A 19,383-nucleotide genomic window follows, 5' to 3' on the forward strand; every position below is an offset into this window, starting at 1 on the left:
ATAATTTATAATCTAAAATCTCTCTATCCCTATACTAATTTCTAGTGGGTTTTATATTTTTTATATAATCAACCAAACAAAAAACTAAAGCTTTACTTTAAGTAAGTACTTGTGTATCTTGCGATACTAATTTTGTTTAACGTCTAAAGACGCTCTAAAATGAGATGTTCCAGCCGCACCTTCCGGTACGGCTACCTTGTTACGACTTAGCCCTAGTTACCTGTTTTACCCTAGGCAGCTCCTGTTACGGTCACCGACTTCAGGTACCCCAGACTTCCATGGCTTGACGGGCGGTGTGTACAAGGCCCGGGAACGTATTCACCGCGCCATGGCTGATGCGCGATTACTAGCGATTCCAGCTTCATAGAGTCGAGTTGCAGACTCCAATCCGAACTGAGACCGGCTTTCGAGATTTGCATCCTATCGCTAGGTAGCTGCCCTCTGTACCGGCCATTGTATTACGTGTGTGGCCCAAGGCGTAAGGGCCGTGATGATTTGACGTCATCCCCACCTTCCTCTCTACTTGCGTAGGCAGTCTCACTAGAGTCCCCAACTTAATGATGGCAACTAGTGACAGGGGTTGCGCTCGTTGCAGGACTTAACCTAACACCTCACGGCACGAGCTGACGACAACCATGCAGCACCTTGAAAATTGTCCGAAGAAAAACACATTTCTGCGTCTGTCAATTCCCATTTAAGCCTTGGTAAGGTTCCTCGCGTATCATCGAATTAAACCACATAATCCACCGCTTGTGCGGGCCCCCGTCAATTCCTTTGAGTTTCAAACTTGCGTTCGTACTCCCCAGGTGGCTAACTTATCACTTTCGCTTAGTCTCTGAATCCGAAGACCCAAAAACGAGTTAGCATCGTTTACGGCGTGGACTACCAGGGTATCTAATCCTGTTCGCTCCCCACGCTTTCGTCCATCAGCGTCAGTTAAGACATAGTGACCTGCCTTCGCAATTGGTGTTCTAAGTAATATCTATGCATTTCACCGCTACACTACTTATTCCAGCCACTTCTACCTTACTCAAGAACTGCAGTATCAATGGCAGTTTCACAGTTAAGCTGTGAGATTTCACCACTGACTTACAGATCCGCCTACGGACCCTTTAAACCCAATAAATCCGGATAACGCTTGCACCCTCCGTATTACCGCGGCTGCTGGCACGGAGTTAGCCGGTGCTTATTCGTATAGTACCTTCAGCTACTCTCACGAGAGTAGGTTTATCCCTATACAAAAGAAGTTTACAACCCATAGGGCCGTCGTCCTTCACGCGGGATGGCTGGATCAGGCGCTAACCCATTGTCCAATATTCCTCACTGCTGCCTCCCGTAGGAGTCTGGTCCGTGTCTCAGTACCAGTGTGGGGGATCACCCTCTCAGGCCCCCTAAAGATCAATGACTTGGTAGGCCGTTACCCTACCAACTATCTAATCTTGCGCGTGCCCATCTCTATCCACCGGAGTTTTCAATATTAATTGATGCCAATCAATATATTATGGGGTATTAATCTTCCTTTCGAAAGGCTATCCCCCTGATAAAGGCAGGTTGCACACGTGTTCCGCACCCGTACGCCGCTCTCTCTGTCCCGAAAGACAAATACCGCTCGGCTTGCATGTGTTAGGCCTCCCGCTAGCGTTCATCCTGAGCCAGGATCAAACTCTCCATTGTATGTTTGTTCTGACTCACTCAAAGTTTTGACGCTTTAGTTTTTCCTTACTTGGTTGTTATATTATATTTCAATGAACTTCGTTCTTTCGCTTTTTTACCAGGACAATCTTTCTGTCAGTGTCGTCCCGTATTTGCGAGTGCAAAAGTAATAACTTATTTCTTATTGACCAAATTTTTATGAAGAAAATTTTAAAGTTTTTTGATGACCTTAACTCTTCGTTTATTATTTATCAACCTCACTCCTGCTCCCCGTTTTACCGGACTGCAAAGATACAAACTTTTTCTAAACTCGCAAGCTTTTATCTAATTTAATTTTGAAATTATTTTAAATTAAAAACTGGTAGTTTTTATTTGTTTATCTTAAAGTGATCTTTAATTTATTGCTTATTCAAAAGCTCTTCTGCGCTTACTGATATACTCTCGTTTTCAGTGGGGCAAAGATAGGAGCTTTGGACAATACAATCCTAATTTATTTAACATAATGTTTACTTTGAGTTCATATTTGAGCGTAACGAGCTGATTGATTGGGAGATTTTTTTGATTAAAAGGGTTTTCTGTGCGAGGGTTTTGTATGCGAGGGTTGTAGAGTTTGAGGGTCGGTGGGTTTGGGGGGAGTGGAGACCATGAAGTTGAAGATACGTGGAATGGGATTATGTTCTATTAGATAAGGAAACCTTATAGGTTTTGAAAACCTATAAGGTTGGGGGGTAAATGGTGGATGATGGCAAGGTTATGTTATCATATGGATGGGAGCAGCTTCGGAAGAACCACCTCGTCAAAAATTCTTTGAATTTTTGACACTCCTCCAGAGGAGGAGAATTTTTTCGAAAGGCGATCTGAGGTTGGGAAATGCTTCAATTGAACGTTTTTTAAGTGATGTGAACTTGAAAAGAGAGACTTCAGACACCAGCTAACCTGCAAAAAACAGGAATCAAAAGCAAAGACAATCTATTATTCTAATTTAATACCAGTTAACCACATTCATAGTATCAAATTAGATAAGTGATGTAAGCAAATCCTGCAAAGCACTGTGTTTATATATTACACAAAAGGGTAATGGACTGACTTTTAATTATTTCATAATTTTAAATCAGCAAACCAGGTATTAACAAAAATTACTAACATTTAAAATTCAGAAATTATGAAACCACGTATTATATCAGCATTTATTTTAATGCTTTGTATCTATTCTTTTCAGGCACAGGATCTACCAACCGGTTGTAAAAATCAGGCCGATACATTTAATGACATCATGAAGGGCAAAATTACCAGTGAAGTGAGGGCGGTGCATTTATATTATTTTGGCAGTGAAAAACCGCAGGCAGGATCTACGTACAATGAAAAAGCAGAAAATTTACAAAAAGAAATTAAAAGAATTTTTCAGGCTTTTATGAAAGCGCGAAGAGAAGAATATAAAAAGACCGTCTGCTCCTATTACAAAACAGATTGGAATCAGGCAGGAAAAAGCAGTTTTCGAACTTTGACTGTTCAGCCCGGATTTTATCTTTTAAAGAAAACTTTAAAAAGAACGACCAACGGAGACTGGAAAGGAGGTCCCGACTGGACACAGGACGAATCTTTCCCAACATCGATTACGTGGAAAACCGGTGGAAACAAAAAAAATGAAACATTTGTCGATATTAAAGCGATGTACAATGAAGATTATATAAAAAACATTATCATCGAAGAATTAAATTCGGCACGGAAAGAACTTAACAGCATAGGAATCCCTACAGAAATCCCGCCATTTGTGGAAGGATAACGTAAAAATAACAATTGAACCGCTCCGGAAATCGAAGCGGTTTCTTATAAAAAAAATCCTTTACAGATAAGGATTCCCGTAAGGCAGCCTGCCTCACTTGTTTTATTTTTGAATTTCAATTTTTGATCATGAAAAATATAACAATGAAAAAGGCTGCACTGATCGTCACCTTACTTATTTCTGGAATTTCATATTCCCAAACCAGTCCGAAATTTGAGAATGACACCTTAACCACTTCCACGGGCTTCAAAGTATACGAAGGACTGGATTTAAAAATCGGGACAGGCTCCATGAATGACGGAGACTTTAAATTTATCCGAACCAATGCATCTTCTATGTTCAATTATTATTCAACAACAGGTTATCAGGGGTTGGCCAATCAGGCGAATTCTTTCAGAAGAAACAATTCAGGGCTGACTTTTAAAGTTAAAAAAATAATGACCAGAGGGAATAAGCGAAACGGCTTTGTCTATTATGCCAAAATAGGAAACGGAATTATAAATTATGAAGTGGATATAGAAAATGCCATACAGTCCCATGAAATCATTGTTCCCAATGAATTTTTACCTATCGAAAAACCTCAGCAGCAAAATTCAGAAACAAAATATGACAAGCTGAAGAAAATTAAGGAATTAAAAGATTCAGGCGTTTTATCTGATGAAGAATTTCAGAAGGAAAAGGATAAAATTATGAGTGAGAAGTAAATTTTAATTACCGTTCTGTTTCAGAGCGGTTTTTTCTTTACCTTTATATTCATCAAAATACACGAATTGAAAAAATTAGCCACTTCACTCATTATTTTATTCTTCATTGTTTTCGGATTCATTTATATATTTAAAAAATTCAAGAATATTGGGCTGGTTAAGAAAAGAATGCATACCTTAATTTTAAAATAACAATTAAGCCCATGCCCGAAAACTACGAAGAATCCGGTTACTTACACCTAGAAGATTTTTTCACAGAAAATGAATTACAGGATTTGGAAAAAATACTGATTCCGTTTCATAATGTTTGGCTAAAAAATAACGAAAATGGGTTCCAATCAGGTCTCATCAATAGCCATAGCATCACATCAAGCGAATATATTGAAGAGAATGAAAGGTTACACATTTTCAGATTTATTTCTCAGGAGAAAATTGCCGATATTGTTGCTGGCTTATTTCCCAACAAAGCTTTATTTCTGAATACTCAGTTATTTTTTGATCCCTTTAATAAAGAACAAAATAACTACTGGCATCGCGACATTCAATACACAGGGATGAGCCTTGAACAACAGCAAGAAAATATCTGTCGGCAAAATGTGATCCACTTCAGAATTCCGCTAAAACCTGAATTAGGAATTGAGCTGGTTCCCGCCTCCCACAGAATTTGGGATTCAGAAGAGGAATTGGAAACCCGACTTTCACTAAACGGCAGAAAGCCCAGTGATAAGCTCACAACAGGAAAAATGCGCCCTTTGAACAGAAGAGATCTGCTTGTTTTCTCTGCCAATATGATTCACAGAGGCCTCTATGGAAACGACCGTTTTACATTTGATATTATTTTCTGCGATGACATTCCTGATTTTAAGAAATTTATAGATGTCAGAGATCAGCCAACAAAAAAAGAACTGGAGTTTCTGAACAAAAATTTGTTTTTAATGTAATACTTTCGTCAGGCCAATTGTCTTTAATTTAATTAAAGAAAAACTCAACCATGAAATATCATTTTCTTACTGTATTATTCATCCTAATATTCAGCAACGCATTTTCTCAAGAAGCAGAGAAAGTCATTCTCAAAAACAGCAACAATTTTTACTACAGAATTGTTCCGGAAAAGAAACCTGAAGGAATGCTTATTGTCTTACCAGGTGGTGGCGAAACTGCTGAAAGGGTAATGAATCAGATTTACCTTGATGAACTGGCTTACGAAAAAAATATCCTTGTTATTTTCACCAATTGGGAAGAAAATGGTGATTTCTTTTATCATTCTGATCAGAAACTACTGGATCAGATTGCTAGAGATAATGTTGAAAAATTTAACATCTCTAAAAATAAAATCTCCATTGGTGGGCTTTCAGGTGGTGGAATGTTGGCCATTACCTACGCTGAACGTTCAGTGCGAGATAAGAATACCTATTTTACACCGAACTCTATTTTTGCCTTAGACCCTCCTCTGGATTACGAAAATATGTATTACCGACTGGAAAGAGACATCGCCAGAAATTTTTCCGAAGTGGCCGTCAACGAAGCTAGAATGTTCAATAAAGAACTGGTAGCTGAAATCGGAACACCTGATAAAAACAGAGACAAATATTTAAAACAATCCATGTTTACCTACAGGGATAAAGACGGCGGAAATGCTAAATACCTGATGAACATTCCTATTTTAATGTACACAGAGCCCGGCATTATTTGGGAAGTGAAAAACAGAGGAAGAGATCTTTACGACCTCAACTGTACAGACATTACCGCGATGATGAATTTATTGAAATTAAAAGGTCATAAAAACGCAGACCTCATCATTACCAATGACAGGGGTATTCGTCCTGAAGGCTTCAGACATCCGCATTCATGGAGCATTATGGATCCTGAAGAATGTTTGAATTGGATCCTAAAACATTTTAACTCAAAGAATTGACGGTTTTCGGCTTCTTTTGGTATACATAATGAAAACAATTGTCGCTAAAATTCCCATTCCTCCTTCAATCAAAAGAACATTTCGAGTACTTATGTATTCTGCCAGAAAACCGATCAAAAGACTTCCAATGGGAGTCATCCCGATAAATGCCATAATATAATAACTGATGACGCGGGCTCTCATTCCGGGCTGAGCATTAAGCTGAACATAGGTATTGATGGCCGCTGATTGGGAAATCATTCCGAGACCACTCAAAGCCAGTCCTAAAACAGCAAAATTAATATTTCGGCTTAGTGAAACCGTGAAAAGTCCGGCACTCATAATCATGCTGGAAATAACAATAATCCGATACAGTTTTCCCATTTGTTTCAGTCGGGTCATATAAACTGCGCTCACCAAAGAACCCACTCCCACCGCACTTTCAAACACCGTAAAAGTCTTGGAAGTTCCGGAAAATACTTCTTTAGCGATCACCGGAAGCAATGTGGTAAAAGGAATCAGCATTAAACTGAAAAAAGAAAGCAGCAAAAGCTGTGAAAAAATAGTTTTCTCACTTTTCACATACATAAATCCTTCCTTCAGCTCCTGCCAGGCATTCGACAGATGTGCTTTTTTCTCATAAAAAGGCAGATTCATCATGTAAAGACAGCAGATAACGGGAATAAAACTCAGAAAATTACTGATAAAGCAGAAATCGTCCCCAAAAAGCGACAATAAAATACCGGCTAATGCTGGCCCTACTACTCTTGCCAGATTGCTCATCGCAGAATTCAGTGCAATGGCATTCGGCAGAGATTCTTTATTGTCTACCAGTTCAATCATCATCGCCTGTCGGCAGGTAACGTCAAATGCGTTGATGATTCCCTGCATCAAGCTCAATGCGACAATTAAACTGATATTATACATTTTAAAATAAAACAGAAACGCCAGTAAAAACGCCTGAAAAGCAGCAAGATACTGGGTATTTTTCATCACCTTATATTTATAGCTATGTTCTACAAAACTTCCTACGTAAGGCGATAGAAGTAAAGTAGGAACCAAGCTTACGAAACCAATTAATCCTAAAATAAACGGTGAGCCTGTCAGTTGATATACCACCCAGGCCACAGCCGTTTTCTGAATCCAGGATCCGAGTACGGATATGGATTGACCGATGAAGAATAATTTGAAATTCGGAGATTTTAACGCAACTAATGACTGCATTTCGAAATTTTTCACAAAGTTACCCTTCAATTTATAATTGATAAAACGCTTTTTTTCGATATAACCAATCGTTTTTCCCGATAGATAACAATTGAAAAACAGAGATTTTGAGGCTTCCGGCTCCCCCCCTGCCCTATATTATTTCTTCACTAAATGATCACCCCTGATTAAGATCAATCATTTAAAATTCCTATTAAAACTCTTTCCCTATTTCAAAAAACTTCCCGAAATTAGCGACCTGTGTATTAAATAACAATTAATGAATTAAAAAAATTTAAACAAAACATACAGTAAAAACTTAGTATAAGTTTTCTTCGGGGCAGGGTGCAATTCCCTACCGGCGGTTATAGTCCGCGACTCCTTTCTTTTTGAAGGGACTGATTTGGTGAAATTCCAAAACCGACAGTTACAGTCTGGATGGGAGAAGAAAATGGAATGATCAGTGAGGCTATTGCTATAGACTCGCTGTGTCGTATTTCATTTCCATGTACCGAAGTGTATTTTAACTTTTAAAGTAAAAATAACATGGAAAAATTAATTGAAAAATTCGGAGCAACTCCGAAAGAACGTGTAGAAAATGCACTTTTAAAACTACAGCAAGGCAAAGGAATTCTTCTTGTAGATGATGAAAACCGTGAAAACGAAGGCGACATCATCTTTCCTGCCTCCACCATTACAGAAAAAGACATGGCACTTTTGATTCGTGAATGCAGCGGAATTGTCTGCTTATGTATTTCTGAGGAAAAAAGTAAACACCTGAATCTTCGTCCGATGGTGGAAGCCAACAATTCTAAAAATCAAACTGCATTTACCATTTCTATTGAAGCCAAAGAAGGCGTTGAATCCGGAGTTTCTGCAAAAGACCGTTTAACAACGATCAGAACTGCCATTGCTGAAAATGCTTTGGCGGAACATATTGCAAGTCCGGGACACGTTTTCCCTTTAATCGCAAGAAAAGATGGCGTTTTTGAAAGACGCGGCCACACAGAAGGTAGCGTAGATTTGGTAAAACTCGCGAATTTGGGAGACGATGCCGTACTCTGCGAATTAACCAACGAAGACGGAACAATGGCAAGACTTCCTGAAATCATCAATTTTGCAGAGCAAAGAGAAATGACGGTGGTGACCATTGAAGATATTTATAGTTATCGTAAAATGATGATCAGTCAGAATTAAGAAAAAGAGATTTAATGCACAGATAAGCCGTTCAATGATGTTGAACGGCTTTTGTTATTTTAATTTTAATAGCAGAACCCGTAGAAATACGTAACGCTTTTTTATTGAAATAATCTAATTTCGCCAAAACGATATCAAAATAGTTCCTATTATTAGAATTATTTTGATATGATTTAAGAATTAAAATCATATTAAACTCAATTTCAATAAGATATTCAACACTCATTGAATCTTAAATGATTTATTTCACTAACTTTAAAAAAATTAAAAACATGAAAAAAAATCTACTGATGATGCTCGCGGCATATGGATTATGTTCGGCACAAACTACGATTACCAAAGCATTTAACGACCCGAATTCGGGAGATTCTCCCAATTATTTTACAATAAGCGGATCGATAGATAATTCTCCTACAGGAAATGGTGTAACTTTCAATAATTCGTTGGTAACGCAAGGGGCAGTCTCTTCTACGAACTATTCTACACCAAGTGCAAGCGAAATTTCCACTTTTCCCGGCTCTACTTTAAAAATGGTCGGAAGCGGAAATACAATCTATTTTAAACAATCGGCTTCAAAACTGGAAATTACAGGATTGGTAATTCCTGAAGCTACCTTGAACTTTTCTACCAATAACGGAACTTATATTTCTTATCCTACAAATCCAAGTTCCGAGCAAGATTCAGATACTGCTTCAGGAACATTTACTTCGTCTCCTGCTAATGGAAATATCACCGGAAACTTTTCCGGAACCATCAATATTACAGTAGATGGAACAGGCACTTTACTCCTTGGAGGAGCTACGTACACCAATGTTTTAAAGATAAAGTCTGTTCAGAGTTTTAATTTATCCTTTTCCGGATTTCCTTTGGGAACCATTACAAACACTGCCTATTTCTATTATGACAGCACTCACAAATTCCCATTACTGTCTTATACATCGGCCAATATCAACGTCCCTGCTCTTAATATGAACCAAACAACAACCGCAGCGCAAGCTTTGTTTGAAAATGTTTTGGCCGTGAATGACAGTTTTGCGAAAAAAGATAAATTAAAAGTATACCCCAATCCTGCAACAGATTTTATTGAATTTAGAGGAGAAACAGAAAGTTATTCAACAGCTAAAGTTTATAGCTTAGATGGAAAACTGATTAAAACTTCGGATATAAAATCTGGAAAAATTCAAGTTTCAGAATTGCCTTCTGCAGCTTATTTCATAGAAGTTTCAGGCAAAGATGCTAAAGCAGAAACTACGAAATTTATCAAAAAGTAAAAGTTTTTAATTATTAATAGAATCCGCCCGGAATATTTTTTCAGAGCGGATTTTTTTTGTTTATTTGAAGTGTTTCAGAAATGATTTCATCCCACTTAAACTGATTGTATGTCTAAGAGCCTGTTTAGAATTTTACGGTTTTATTTATTATCCTTAATGAAGTTGATCTTTGCTCAATTTTGATGCTCTTTTGAGCGTATTTTTCACTTCCTATTTTTGATTTAGCCCGCTAAATCTGCAAACACGAAGCAAAAAATCCATCTCAAAATAGCTATAAAAATTTTTGGCAATAAAATTTAAACAGCCTCTAAAATTATATTTCTTTTTTCGTTTTTTCTGTCGATCTCAGTTTGTGCCTGTAAATGTGAGCCATTCAATATTGAGCAGTCTTTTGAAAATGCCGATATTGTTTTTACAGGAAATATTATTTCTGTGAGGCGAACACCTTCGGGATTCAAAAATTTGCAGAATTTTATAAGCAGTGTAAAGATTGAAAAAGTTTTTAAATCTGATCAGTTTGAAGGGTTTTATCAGGATCAGGCCACTCTGTTTTCGTCTTAGATCGCGTCCTGTGACTATCCATTCACTGAAGAAGGAAAATATCTTATTTTCGGCTCTATTGATTCAGATACCGGTTTTATTCGTTCTCCTATCTGTCTCGCGACGAAAGCATTAAACCAGATTAAACCAGATGACTTAAAACGACTTAATCATTTAAGTGAAATTTTTAAACAAAAATTAAAAAAGAGAGATCGTGAAACCATTGTTGTAAGACCCTTCATTGAAGATAATCCAGACCGGATTATCAGTGATTTAAAATTAGAAATCTCACAGCGGAAATTGGAAAACAAAAAATGGAAAACCATGGCTTTATTGTCAGCTTCAGCATTTATTTTATCAATTATCATTTTAGTGCTTAGAAAATTATATAATCAAAAATAAATCCGCCCAGAAATTCTGAACGGATTTTATTTATCTAAAATTTTAAAAAGTTTATTTCTTAATTATTTTCGCAGAAGTAGTATTACCTCTTAAAAAATAATTTCCTGATGGATATTCGCTGAGATCAACTTTATTATTTCCTTTATTTAAAGGTACATTTTTAATCACCCTCCCTACGCTGTCGTACAAATAAGTATTTTCGTTTGCTACAGCTTCAACAGTTATCACCCCTGTTGTTGGATTAGGATAAGCTGAAGTTTTTGATTTTGGTGAAATTTCTGAAGTTGATAAACTTGCGCTACAATTTGCATTATAAGTGTCTCCGATAATATTGAAACCGTTGTTAACCAATTGAGCTCTTGCCATAATAGCCTGCGGTGTAGAATAAGTTAATCCTTCTGCTTGTATCACTCCAATTGCCGATCCTAAATTTGATAATGTAGGATTATTGCTGAGCGCAATTAGGAATTTATTATAATTAATACATGATAAACCAGAATTGTTAAATCCGAAATACACATAGGCTGAAGGAACATTTTGAAAGCTGATATTCCAGGTAGAAAGATCCTGATCAAAAAGTGAAGCACCATTAAACATACTAAAACTATCAGCACCCCAAACTTTACTAACATCCCAGTTTCCAATAGGCTGATTAAATGATGATGCATTGGTAAACATTTGACCAAAACTTATTACTTTACTGGTGTTCCAATTATTAAGAGGCTGATTAAAGGATTTAGCATTAGAGAACATAGAACGGAAATTCGTTGCATTGCTCGTATTCCATGAATTTAATGGCTGATTGAATGCTAGCGCATCCTGAAACATTGAAATAAAATTGGTCCCGGACGAGGTATTCCATGCTGAAATATTTTGATTAAAAGCAGATGCGTAAGAAAACATATCCCGAAAATCTGTTACTTTTGCTGTATTCCAATTTCCAATAGGCTGATTAAACAATTTTGCTCTGCTAAACATACCCTTCATATTTGTGATGTTGCTTGTATTCCAGCTAGCAAATGACGGATTACCAATCAAAGACGGACAATAAAGGAACATTTCCGATAAATTATTAATTTGTGTCAGATTAGGAACATCTGTAGCAGTTACATCAAGATTTGGACAGCTCGAAAATCCCTGATCAAATTGCTGGAGCCAAAGAATATCTCCCCATTGACTCACCTCGAAGAGTTTCGGATTTCCTAAGGCAGGCATATTTGCGCTACCTCTAAATCCGTAAAATAATCCACTCCCATTGGATGCTTTTACTCTGTAAGTTGCCTGAATAGGATTTGCATTTAAAGAAGTACCAAAAGAAATTACCGCAGGGCTGCCGCTACTCGATGTTACAGAACTAAGAACCCCATTATGCTGAGGAAATCCTATTTCTTCCCAGGCAATGGTATAGCTCGTTCCGGTGCCTCCAAAAGATATGGAGTTATCAATCGTTCCTGTGATATTAGGTTTCCAAACCGTAATAAATTCATTCTGCGCATAAGAAATGAAAAATAGAAAAAGAAAAAATGTTACCAATAGTTTTTTGTGCATAGTTTAATAGAAAATTTTAAGGTTAAAGTTTAATTTATTAAGACATCATTTCCCGGGACTCTGTCTCTTATTTCTTATATAAAGATAGCTATGGAAGGCGACAAAACACGTCGTATTAAAAATTTATTTAAGTATTTTATCCTTTTTTTCTTTGGAAAATCAACTTCAAATACATAAGAAAGCAAATCCGCTCAGAAATTCTAAGCGGATTTTTATTGATATTTACACTGACTTTAGAAGTGGCAGGCGGAGGTGTTTGTGCAGTTTTCGCATTTTCGTATGCCAGGGCACATATCCAAAAAGACAGTCTTTACATAATAATTATTACATCCCAAATCCATTAAATTTATCCGTTACATCAAAAATCTTCAATCTGCAAATATTTTTTCACTAAAAAGTGTATTTTTTTATTTCTGCCCGTTTTTTGCTTTCATCTTTATAACACCAAATTTCAAAATATAAAGTCATGAAAAAATATTTCCTTATACTTCCGTGCTTTATTTTTTCAGGAATATCTGCACAGGAAATAACGACCGCTGAGCCTTCTGAAAAGATGAATATCATCAAAACGAACGTTACAGCCTATGCTTTCCGAAATATTAATCTCTCTTATGAGAGAGCCTTTACCGAATGGTTTTCACTGAATATGGGGTTCGGCGTAATGCCTGAAGGAAAAGTTCCTTTTATCAACTCTTTTTTAAGCGATGCAGACGAAAAAAGATTTCAGAATCTTAACGTAAAATCTTTTAATTTCACCATTGAGCCCAGATTTTATATCGGTTCAGGTTATGGAAAAGGATTTTATATTGCTCCTTACTACCGCTACTCCCAAGTTACCTCTAATACTTTTGATTTTTATTATGATTATAATTTCAGCGGAACGACCTATCAAATTCCCTTAAAAGGAAACGGAACCGCCCATGGAAACAGCGGCGGATTAATGGTCGGCGTACAGTTTTTCTTAACCCGAAGCCAAAATTTAGTCTTAGATTTCTGGATTGCCGGAGCCCATTACGGAGCCGGAAAAGGAGATTTCACCATGACAAGCGATGTTATTTTAACACCCGATATGCAGGCTCAGCTGAAAAAAGAGATTGAAAACCTTGACATTCCGGTTGTGAATTATACAGTGGAAACCAATGCCAACGGAGCAAACATAAAAGTAGATGGACCATGGCTGGGTTTAAGAAGCGGATTATCGCTTGGATATAGATTTTAAAATTTATTATAAATACTTTCAAAACCGTTCATATTTTGAGCGGTTTTCGTTTTTATAATCATTCTAAAAACTTTAATTATTACTTTCAATTAAATATTTTCTCAATTTTTATCTGTCTCGAAAAAATCTATATCTTTCCCACATGAATTCATCACAAATTACCACCGCACAAAGAATCAAAGCCATTGTAGGCGGATCCATAGGAAATTTGGTGGAATGGTATGACTGGTATGCCTACGCTGCATTTGCCATCTACTTTTCCCATTCATTTTTTCCCGATTCCGATCTTACGGCGCAACTTCTAAATACCGCCGGAATTTTTGCGGTTGGTTTCCTGATGAGGCCTGTCGGAGGATGGGTTTTCGGAAGTATCGCGGATAAGATCGGGAGAAAAAAAGCAATGACCTATTCCGTTTTGTTAATGTCTTTCGGTTCATTACTGATTGCCTTAACACCCACTTATAAAACCATCGGTGTTTTAGCCCCTGCTTTACTTTTATTGGCAAGACTTTTACAAGGATTAAGCGTAGGTGGTGAATACGGAGTGTCCGCCACTTACCTCAGCGAAATGGCTACCGAAAACAGAAGAGGTTTCTACTCAAGTTTTCAATACGTAACCTTGATTGGCGGACAATTAATTGCCTTAGGAATTCAATTGATTTTACAGAAATTACTATTAACAGAAGCCCAACTGGAAGACTGGGGCTGGAGAATTCCCTTTGTGATCGGAGCGGCATTATCGATTATTGCACTATACCTTCGCTCCAATCTTCATGAAACGGAAGCTTTCGAAAACAAAAAAGAGGTCAGTGAAAAGAAAAAAGGAAGCATCAGCGAACTTTTAAAACATCCCAAAGCCTTAATTACAGTGGTAGGTTTAACATTAGGAGGAACACTGGCATTTTATACCTACACCACGTATATGCAGAAGTTTTTAGTGAACACGGTTCATTTAACGAAAGAACAGTCTACACTTGTTTCTTTCATTTCCCTCCTTATTTTTGCGTGCCTGCAGCCCGTTTTCGGAGCATTATCAGATAAGATTGGAAGAAGACCGTTACTGTTATCGTTCGGGATCTTGGGAACACTATGTACCTATCCGCTTTTAACGGCTTTAAGCCAGACAACATCTATGTGGGGTGCCTTCTTTTTGATTATGGCGGCATTAATTATTGTAAGCGGCTACACTTCGATCAACGCGGTGGTAAAAGCAGAACTATTTCCTTCGGAAGTAAGAGCACTGGGCGTGGGATTGCCTTATGCCTTAACAGTTGCTATTTTTGGAGGAACGGCAGAATATATTGCCCTTTGGTTTAAACAGGAAAATAAAGAACCTTATTTTTACTGTTACATCACCGCGTGTATTTTCTTTTCCCTGATTGTATATGCAGGAATGAAGGATACCAAGAAGAACTCTACTTTAGATAAAGATTAAACTTTTTTGTATATAAAAGCAGCGCGCCAAAGAAAAAATCCTTAGCGCGTTTTTATTTTTTTAGTGATAAGCCTGTTTGAACTTCTCGACCATTGTGTCCAATGTATGGCGCTGAACAAAAATGGTTTTTACTTCCTCATATCGTGGAGATTTATAGTATACTTCATGGAAATCCATGCTTCCGTTTCCCACTTTCACGATTTTCTGTACATCAATATTCAACTTTTTCAACTCACTTTTGAAAACTTGGAACTCGTCTTGGATATTATTCATTGTTCGATCTGGATTTTAATTAAAAATTAGTGTTTTATATCAAACACCCTACCAATTTTTAGGGGGTCAGGGTGAAATTTTGACTAAAGTTAATAATTTTTTAACACAAAAACAATATTAAATTAATAATTATTCAATTTATTTTAAAAATTAAAAACAATTTAGCAACATATTTTAAGTTTTGTTAAAAATATCGCGCAGACAAAACCATTCTGAATATATCATAACCTCGATGAATAAAGGCTTTTCAACACTTGATCAAAGAAAAACATTAGCTCTGTTTAAAATTTATGATTTTTAACAAAAAAAATTATTTAAGTATTTTAAAAACAGTTGTATACCTTAATTTCAGTGATTCCAAAAGAAGCAATAAAAGAAGAGTTATTATGTTAAAGTATTTTTTGATAATTCTCACTTTAACTTCAGCCATAATTTAGCATCATAAAGAGAAACAATAACATGAAAAACTCAAAATTATTTCTTTTACTGATCTTATTATTTTCCGGAATAATTTGCGCTCAGAAGAACGATACTAAAATCACCGTCAAAGAAAAAGGTAAAGCTGCAAAAACAGTAGAGAAACAGGAAAACCTTCCCCACTTTATCCAGTTTGGAATTATGTCTAAAAATCATCAAGCCTTTAGAAATAAATATAAAATTGATGTGAAGTATGAAAACTGTGTGATCAGCCCAACCGTTTCAAAAATGGCAAAAGAAAACAACCTTGCGATTGCAAAGTTGTTGACTGAAAAATATGGTGATAGCTGGAAAAAAGAGCTGGAAATTATTCCTTACGGATTATAATTTGCTTTCCTCTTCCAGTTCTATTTCGTGTCTCAATTGGGCTTTATATAAAGTGGCGTAATATCCGTTCTTATCCAAAAGTTCCAAATGTTTACCTTCTTCAACAATTTTACCATGTTCCATTACGATAATTTTATCGGCTTTTTCGATAGTTGACAATCGGTGGGCAATAATGATGGATGTTCTGTTTTTGGTAATTTTTTCCGTGGCTCTCTGGATTAATTTCTCACTTTCGTGGTCAATAGAAGAAGTTGCTTCATCCAGAATTAAAATCTTTGGATCTGATAAATAAGCTCTCAGGAAAGATAATAATTGTCTCTGCCCCAGAGAAATTGAAGAACCTCTTTCGCTCACCACATAATCATAACCACCCGGAAGTTGCTCAATAAACTGGTCGACTTCAATTTCTTTGGCACCCGCTTTTATTTTATCTAAAGTAATAGTTTCATCACCAAAAGAAAGATTTTCAAAAATACTTCCGTGGAAAAGGAAAACATCCTGCAACACCACGCCAATGTGGCTTCTCAGGTTATACAGTTCGTAATCCTTCAGATTCACATCATCAATTAATATATTTCCGGAATTGATGTCATACAATCTTGTAATCAAGCTGATAATGGTAGATTTCCCTGCTCCCGTTGCTCCAACGATGGCTACCGTTTCTCCCGGACTTACTTTAAAATCGATGCCTTTTAAAACCTCCTGCTTTTCATCGTAGGCAAAACGTACATCCTGAAATTCAATTTTACCATCGAAATGATCTTTTTTCACAGTTCCTGTATTTGGCATCGCAAAATCTTCATCCATTAATCCCAATACTCTTTCCGCTCCCACAATTCCTCTCTGAATATTGTTAAATCGGTCTGCAATTTGTCTCAAAGGACGAATCAACATTGATATATACTGAATAAATGCAATAACAACCCCCGCACTGATCGTAATATATCCTCCATAAAAAAGTATAAACCCGATAAAAAGTGAAGAAATTAATTCCACCACAGGAAAGAATAAAGAGAAGATGAAAACGGTTCTCAATAATGCGCCCTTCAGCGTAATATTAATGTCATCAAACTTTTTAAACTCAGATTCCTGTCTGTTGAACACCTGAATAATGGGCATTCCTGCCAGCCTTTCCTGAACAAAAGAGTTTTGATTCGCCGTCCAGTTTCTTTCATCCCCAAAAGCCTTTTTCAATCTCTTTTGGAAAAATCTTGTGATCACCACCATCAGTGGTAAAATCGCCAATGTAATATAGCTCAGATGAACGTCTGTGCTGAACATCATGATCAGTACAAAAACAATTCTCAGAACATCTCCGAACACCATCAAAAAACCGTCCGTATACACCGTCGCAATAGTTTCCACATCACCGACAGCTCTCGTTACCAACTGACCGATGGGTGTTTTATCAAAAAACGAAGTTTTAAAATAGATCAGTTTTGCATATAGCCTTTGTCTGATATCTCTGATTACGTTTTGAGAAATATAATTGGAGAAAAAGACTAAGAAAAAATTCAGCACGGTTTCTGCAAATACCAGCGCTACCAGCAGATAAATATGCTTCATCATCAAAGCTTTATCCTGTAGTTTCGTGATATCATTATCCACCACATTCATCGTAAGATAAGGTCTGTATGTAGAAACGATGGAGAGTATAATGGAAATTATCAGAGTGACGATGAACCAAGAACGGAACTTCATCCCGATAAAGAAAAGCCTCTTAATAATATCCCAGGTATCTTGTTTTTTCATTGTTCGAATGGAAGAAAGAATTAATTTAAAAATTCCCTGCAAAAATAAGACTTTCTAATTTCACACGCTTTACAAGTTGATTAAATACTCATGAAAATTACAGATAGATATTATTTATGATATAGATGGTTATCGGATATGACTGATTTTTTTTAATAAAAAACTTACTCCCCCGAAGTTCACCTTCCCTAAGAAAGTAAAAAGACAGATAGTATATAGGGGAAAAATAAGGTTATTTTTTTAATTTTCTTGTGTAAGTCCTGCAAAATGTTTCAGGGCAAAGGCTCATTTTTTGATTTCGTCTGTGGGGTTTTAATTGAATTAAAAATGGTGACTTAAATTCGAGCCACCATCATTTATTACAATTCTTTATTTCCTATTTCTTCAATTTCCAGAGAAGGTTTGTGTAGATTTTCTTTCATAAATTTATTCTCAAGAAATTTATAAATTCCATATACAGCAGCAATCGAAAGCAGCCAGCCTATAAAATTAATCCCTGAAAACGCCATAAAACTGGAGTCTTCCAAAGATGCAGCATCCGTGATTCCTTGATAAATACCATACGCCACTCCAAAAAGCAACTGAGTTCCCAAATAAACTCCTATTGCTAAAAGCCCATAGTGCCATTTTGTTCTGCTGAACCTCTCAGCCAGTCGCGCATAATATCTGTAAGCAGCGATTAAAATAAAAATACCTAGCATAATGTTATTAGTTTTTTATAATAAATATTTTTTTAAACACGAATTACACTAATATTTTTTTCACAAATAACACAAATCTACTTAAATCAGTTTTAAAATTATTTGTGAAATTCGTGTGAATATTTGTGGTATTTGTGTTTAAATCAGTCAAATTCATACCCAACATCCACCAGATACAATCCATGCGCCGGTGCGGACGTTCCTGCAGAATTTCGGTGTTTGTCTTCAATGACTTTTCGAAGATCCTCAGGTTGTATTTTCCCGGAACCAATTTCTACCATTGTTCCTACAATCGCTCTCACCATATTTCTTAAAAATCGGTTGGCAGAAACGGTGAATTTCAGTTCGCTTCCGTTTTGTACCCACTCTGCTTTGTACATTTTGCAGATATTGGTTTTGTTGTCGGTTTTCAGTTTAGCGAAACTTGTAAAATCTTCGTATTCGAATAAAATCTTACAGGCTTCGTTCATTTTATCAATATCCAGATCACGTCTCCAATGTTGCCACGCAGATTCTGTGGTAAACGGATTTTTCTCTAAAGTAATATAATATTCATACGTTCTGAAAGTAGCATCAAAACGTGCATGAAAATCATCTTTTACCTGAAAAATCCTTTTAATGGAAATATCCGGCGGAAGAAAACTGTTCAGTCTTCGCGGAAGATCTTGATCCAACACTTTTTCGGTGTCGAAGTGGGCGAAAATCTTCTTCGCATGCACACCGGTATCAGTTCTTCCTGCTCCTGTCGTTTTTATTTCTTCTCTTAAAATCGTGGAAAGTGCTTTTTCCAATTCTTCCTGCACAGAAATAGCATCCGGCTGTATCTGATAGCCGAAATAATTTTTACCGTTGTAGGAAAACTCAATAAAATACCTCAATGTGATAAATATAACTCCACAAAAATACTTTAATTTAATAATAATCGGGAATAGAATTTTTAAAATAAATATTGAAAAGAAGCTACCATATTGAATCAAATCCCTTTGAAAATTCTTATTTTTGCA

15 protein-coding genes, 1 rRNA gene and 1 riboswitch are annotated in these 19,383 nt (G+C 36.5%); of the genes, 9 read left to right on the forward strand and 7 right to left on the reverse strand.

The features are described from left to right. Positions 1 to 157 precede the first annotated feature (157 nt). Positions 158 to 1,674 (reverse strand): 16S ribosomal RNA (locus VUJ46_RS11855). 1,141 nt (positions 1,675 to 2,815) lie between these two features. Here VUJ46_RS11855 and VUJ46_RS11860 point away from each other — a divergent pair. The 4 genes from VUJ46_RS11860 (at position 2,816) to VUJ46_RS11875 (ending at position 6,055) form a co-directional block, all read left to right on the forward strand. After that, complete coding sequence (locus tag VUJ46_RS11860) at positions 2,816 to 3,436, forward strand: hypothetical protein (RefSeq protein WP_326980987.1); 621 nt, start codon at positions 2,816 to 2,818, stop codon at positions 3,434 to 3,436. A 143-nt stretch (positions 3,437 to 3,579) separates the two neighbouring features. Beyond that, complete coding sequence (locus VUJ46_RS11865) at positions 3,580 to 4,140, forward strand: SHOCT domain-containing protein (protein ID WP_326980988.1); 561 nt, start codon at positions 3,580 to 3,582, stop codon at positions 4,138 to 4,140. 203 nt (positions 4,141 to 4,343) lie between these two features. Then, on the forward strand, positions 4,344 to 5,081 hold the full coding sequence (locus VUJ46_RS11870; protein WP_326980989.1) for a phytanoyl-CoA dioxygenase family protein: 738 nt from the start codon (positions 4,344 to 4,346) through the stop codon (positions 5,079 to 5,081). A 50-nt stretch (positions 5,082 to 5,131) separates the two neighbouring features. Continuing rightward, positions 5,132 to 6,055, forward strand: a complete 924-nt coding sequence (locus tag VUJ46_RS11875) for a hypothetical protein (protein ID WP_326980990.1) — start codon at positions 5,132 to 5,134, stop codon at positions 6,053 to 6,055. Here VUJ46_RS11875 and VUJ46_RS11880 read toward each other — a convergent pair. Next, positions 6,044 to 7,258, reverse strand: coding sequence for an MFS transporter (locus VUJ46_RS11880; protein WP_326980991.1), 1,215 nt, complete (start codon positions 7,256 to 7,258; stop codon positions 6,044 to 6,046). The two genes, VUJ46_RS11875 and VUJ46_RS11880, sit on opposite strands and share 12 nt — an antisense overlap. 306 nt (positions 7,259 to 7,564) lie before the next feature. Then, a riboswitch (FMN riboswitch) is annotated at positions 7,565 to 7,691 on the forward strand. Between the two features lie 92 nt (positions 7,692 to 7,783). Between VUJ46_RS11880 and ribB the strand changes: the two genes are divergently transcribed. After that, complete coding sequence (gene ribB, locus VUJ46_RS11885) at positions 7,784 to 8,434, forward strand: 3,4-dihydroxy-2-butanone-4-phosphate synthase (RefSeq protein WP_326980992.1); 651 nt, start codon at positions 7,784 to 7,786, stop codon at positions 8,432 to 8,434. A gap of 272 nt (positions 8,435 to 8,706) precedes the next feature. Then, positions 8,707 to 9,705, forward strand: coding sequence for a T9SS type A sorting domain-containing protein (locus VUJ46_RS11890; protein ID WP_326980993.1), 999 nt, complete (start codon positions 8,707 to 8,709; stop codon positions 9,703 to 9,705). A gap of 993 nt (positions 9,706 to 10,698) precedes the next feature. On the opposite strand, the gene VUJ46_RS11895 is transcribed toward VUJ46_RS11890, so the two are convergent. Further along, positions 10,699 to 12,195 (reverse strand): BspA family leucine-rich repeat surface protein, encoded by a 1,497-nt coding sequence (locus tag VUJ46_RS11895; protein WP_326980994.1) that lies wholly within the window; start codon positions 12,193 to 12,195, stop codon positions 10,699 to 10,701. Between the two features lie 466 nt (positions 12,196 to 12,661). Here VUJ46_RS11895 and VUJ46_RS11900 point away from each other — a divergent pair, with 466 nt between their 5' ends. Continuing rightward, positions 12,662 to 13,414: a DUF3575 domain-containing protein gene (locus tag VUJ46_RS11900; protein WP_326980995.1), complete on the forward strand. Its 753-nt coding sequence runs from the start codon at positions 12,662 to 12,664 to the stop codon at positions 13,412 to 13,414. Between the two features lie 142 nt (positions 13,415 to 13,556). Then, positions 13,557 to 14,849 carry an MFS transporter gene (locus tag VUJ46_RS11905; RefSeq protein WP_326980996.1) on the forward strand — a complete coding sequence of 431 codons (1,293 nt, stop codon included), beginning with the start codon at positions 13,557 to 13,559 and terminating at the stop codon, positions 14,847 to 14,849. Between the two features lie 60 nt (positions 14,850 to 14,909). On the opposite strand, the gene VUJ46_RS11910 is transcribed toward VUJ46_RS11905, so the two are convergent. Next, a complete protein-coding gene (locus VUJ46_RS11910) occupies positions 14,910 to 15,122 on the reverse strand; it encodes a hypothetical protein (protein ID WP_326980997.1) in 213 nt (70 codons plus the stop codon). Between the two features lie 459 nt (positions 15,123 to 15,581). On the opposite strand from VUJ46_RS11910, the gene VUJ46_RS11915 reads away from it, so the two are divergent. Then, the gene (locus VUJ46_RS11915) at positions 15,582 to 15,926 is read left to right on the forward strand and encodes an FEKKY domain-containing protein (RefSeq protein WP_326980998.1); all 345 of its coding nucleotides are present in this window, start codon (positions 15,582 to 15,584) and stop codon (positions 15,924 to 15,926) included. Here the strand turns inward: VUJ46_RS11915 and VUJ46_RS11920 are convergent. The 3 genes from VUJ46_RS11920 to truA all read right to left on the reverse strand — a co-directional run bounded on the left by VUJ46_RS11920 (position 15,921) and on the right by truA (position 19,257). Then, on the reverse strand, positions 15,921 to 17,678 hold the full coding sequence (locus VUJ46_RS11920; RefSeq protein ID WP_326980999.1) for an ABC transporter ATP-binding protein: 1,758 nt from the start codon (positions 17,676 to 17,678) through the stop codon (positions 15,921 to 15,923). The genes VUJ46_RS11915 and VUJ46_RS11920 overlap by 6 nt on opposite strands. Before the next feature lie 359 nt (positions 17,679 to 18,037). After that, positions 18,038 to 18,379: a hypothetical protein gene (locus VUJ46_RS11925; protein WP_326981000.1), complete on the reverse strand. Its 342-nt coding sequence runs from the start codon at positions 18,377 to 18,379 to the stop codon at positions 18,038 to 18,040. Positions 18,380 to 18,522: 143 nt separating this feature from the next. Then, positions 18,523 to 19,257, reverse strand: a complete 735-nt coding sequence (truA, locus tag VUJ46_RS11930; protein ID WP_326981001.1) for a tRNA pseudouridine(38-40) synthase TruA — start codon at positions 19,255 to 19,257, stop codon at positions 18,523 to 18,525. Positions 19,258 to 19,383: the final 126 nt, after the last annotated feature.

This window comes from Chryseobacterium sp. MYb264, from assembly GCF_035974275.1.
Taxonomy (GTDB): Bacteria; Bacteroidota; Bacteroidia; order Flavobacteriales; family Weeksellaceae; genus Chryseobacterium.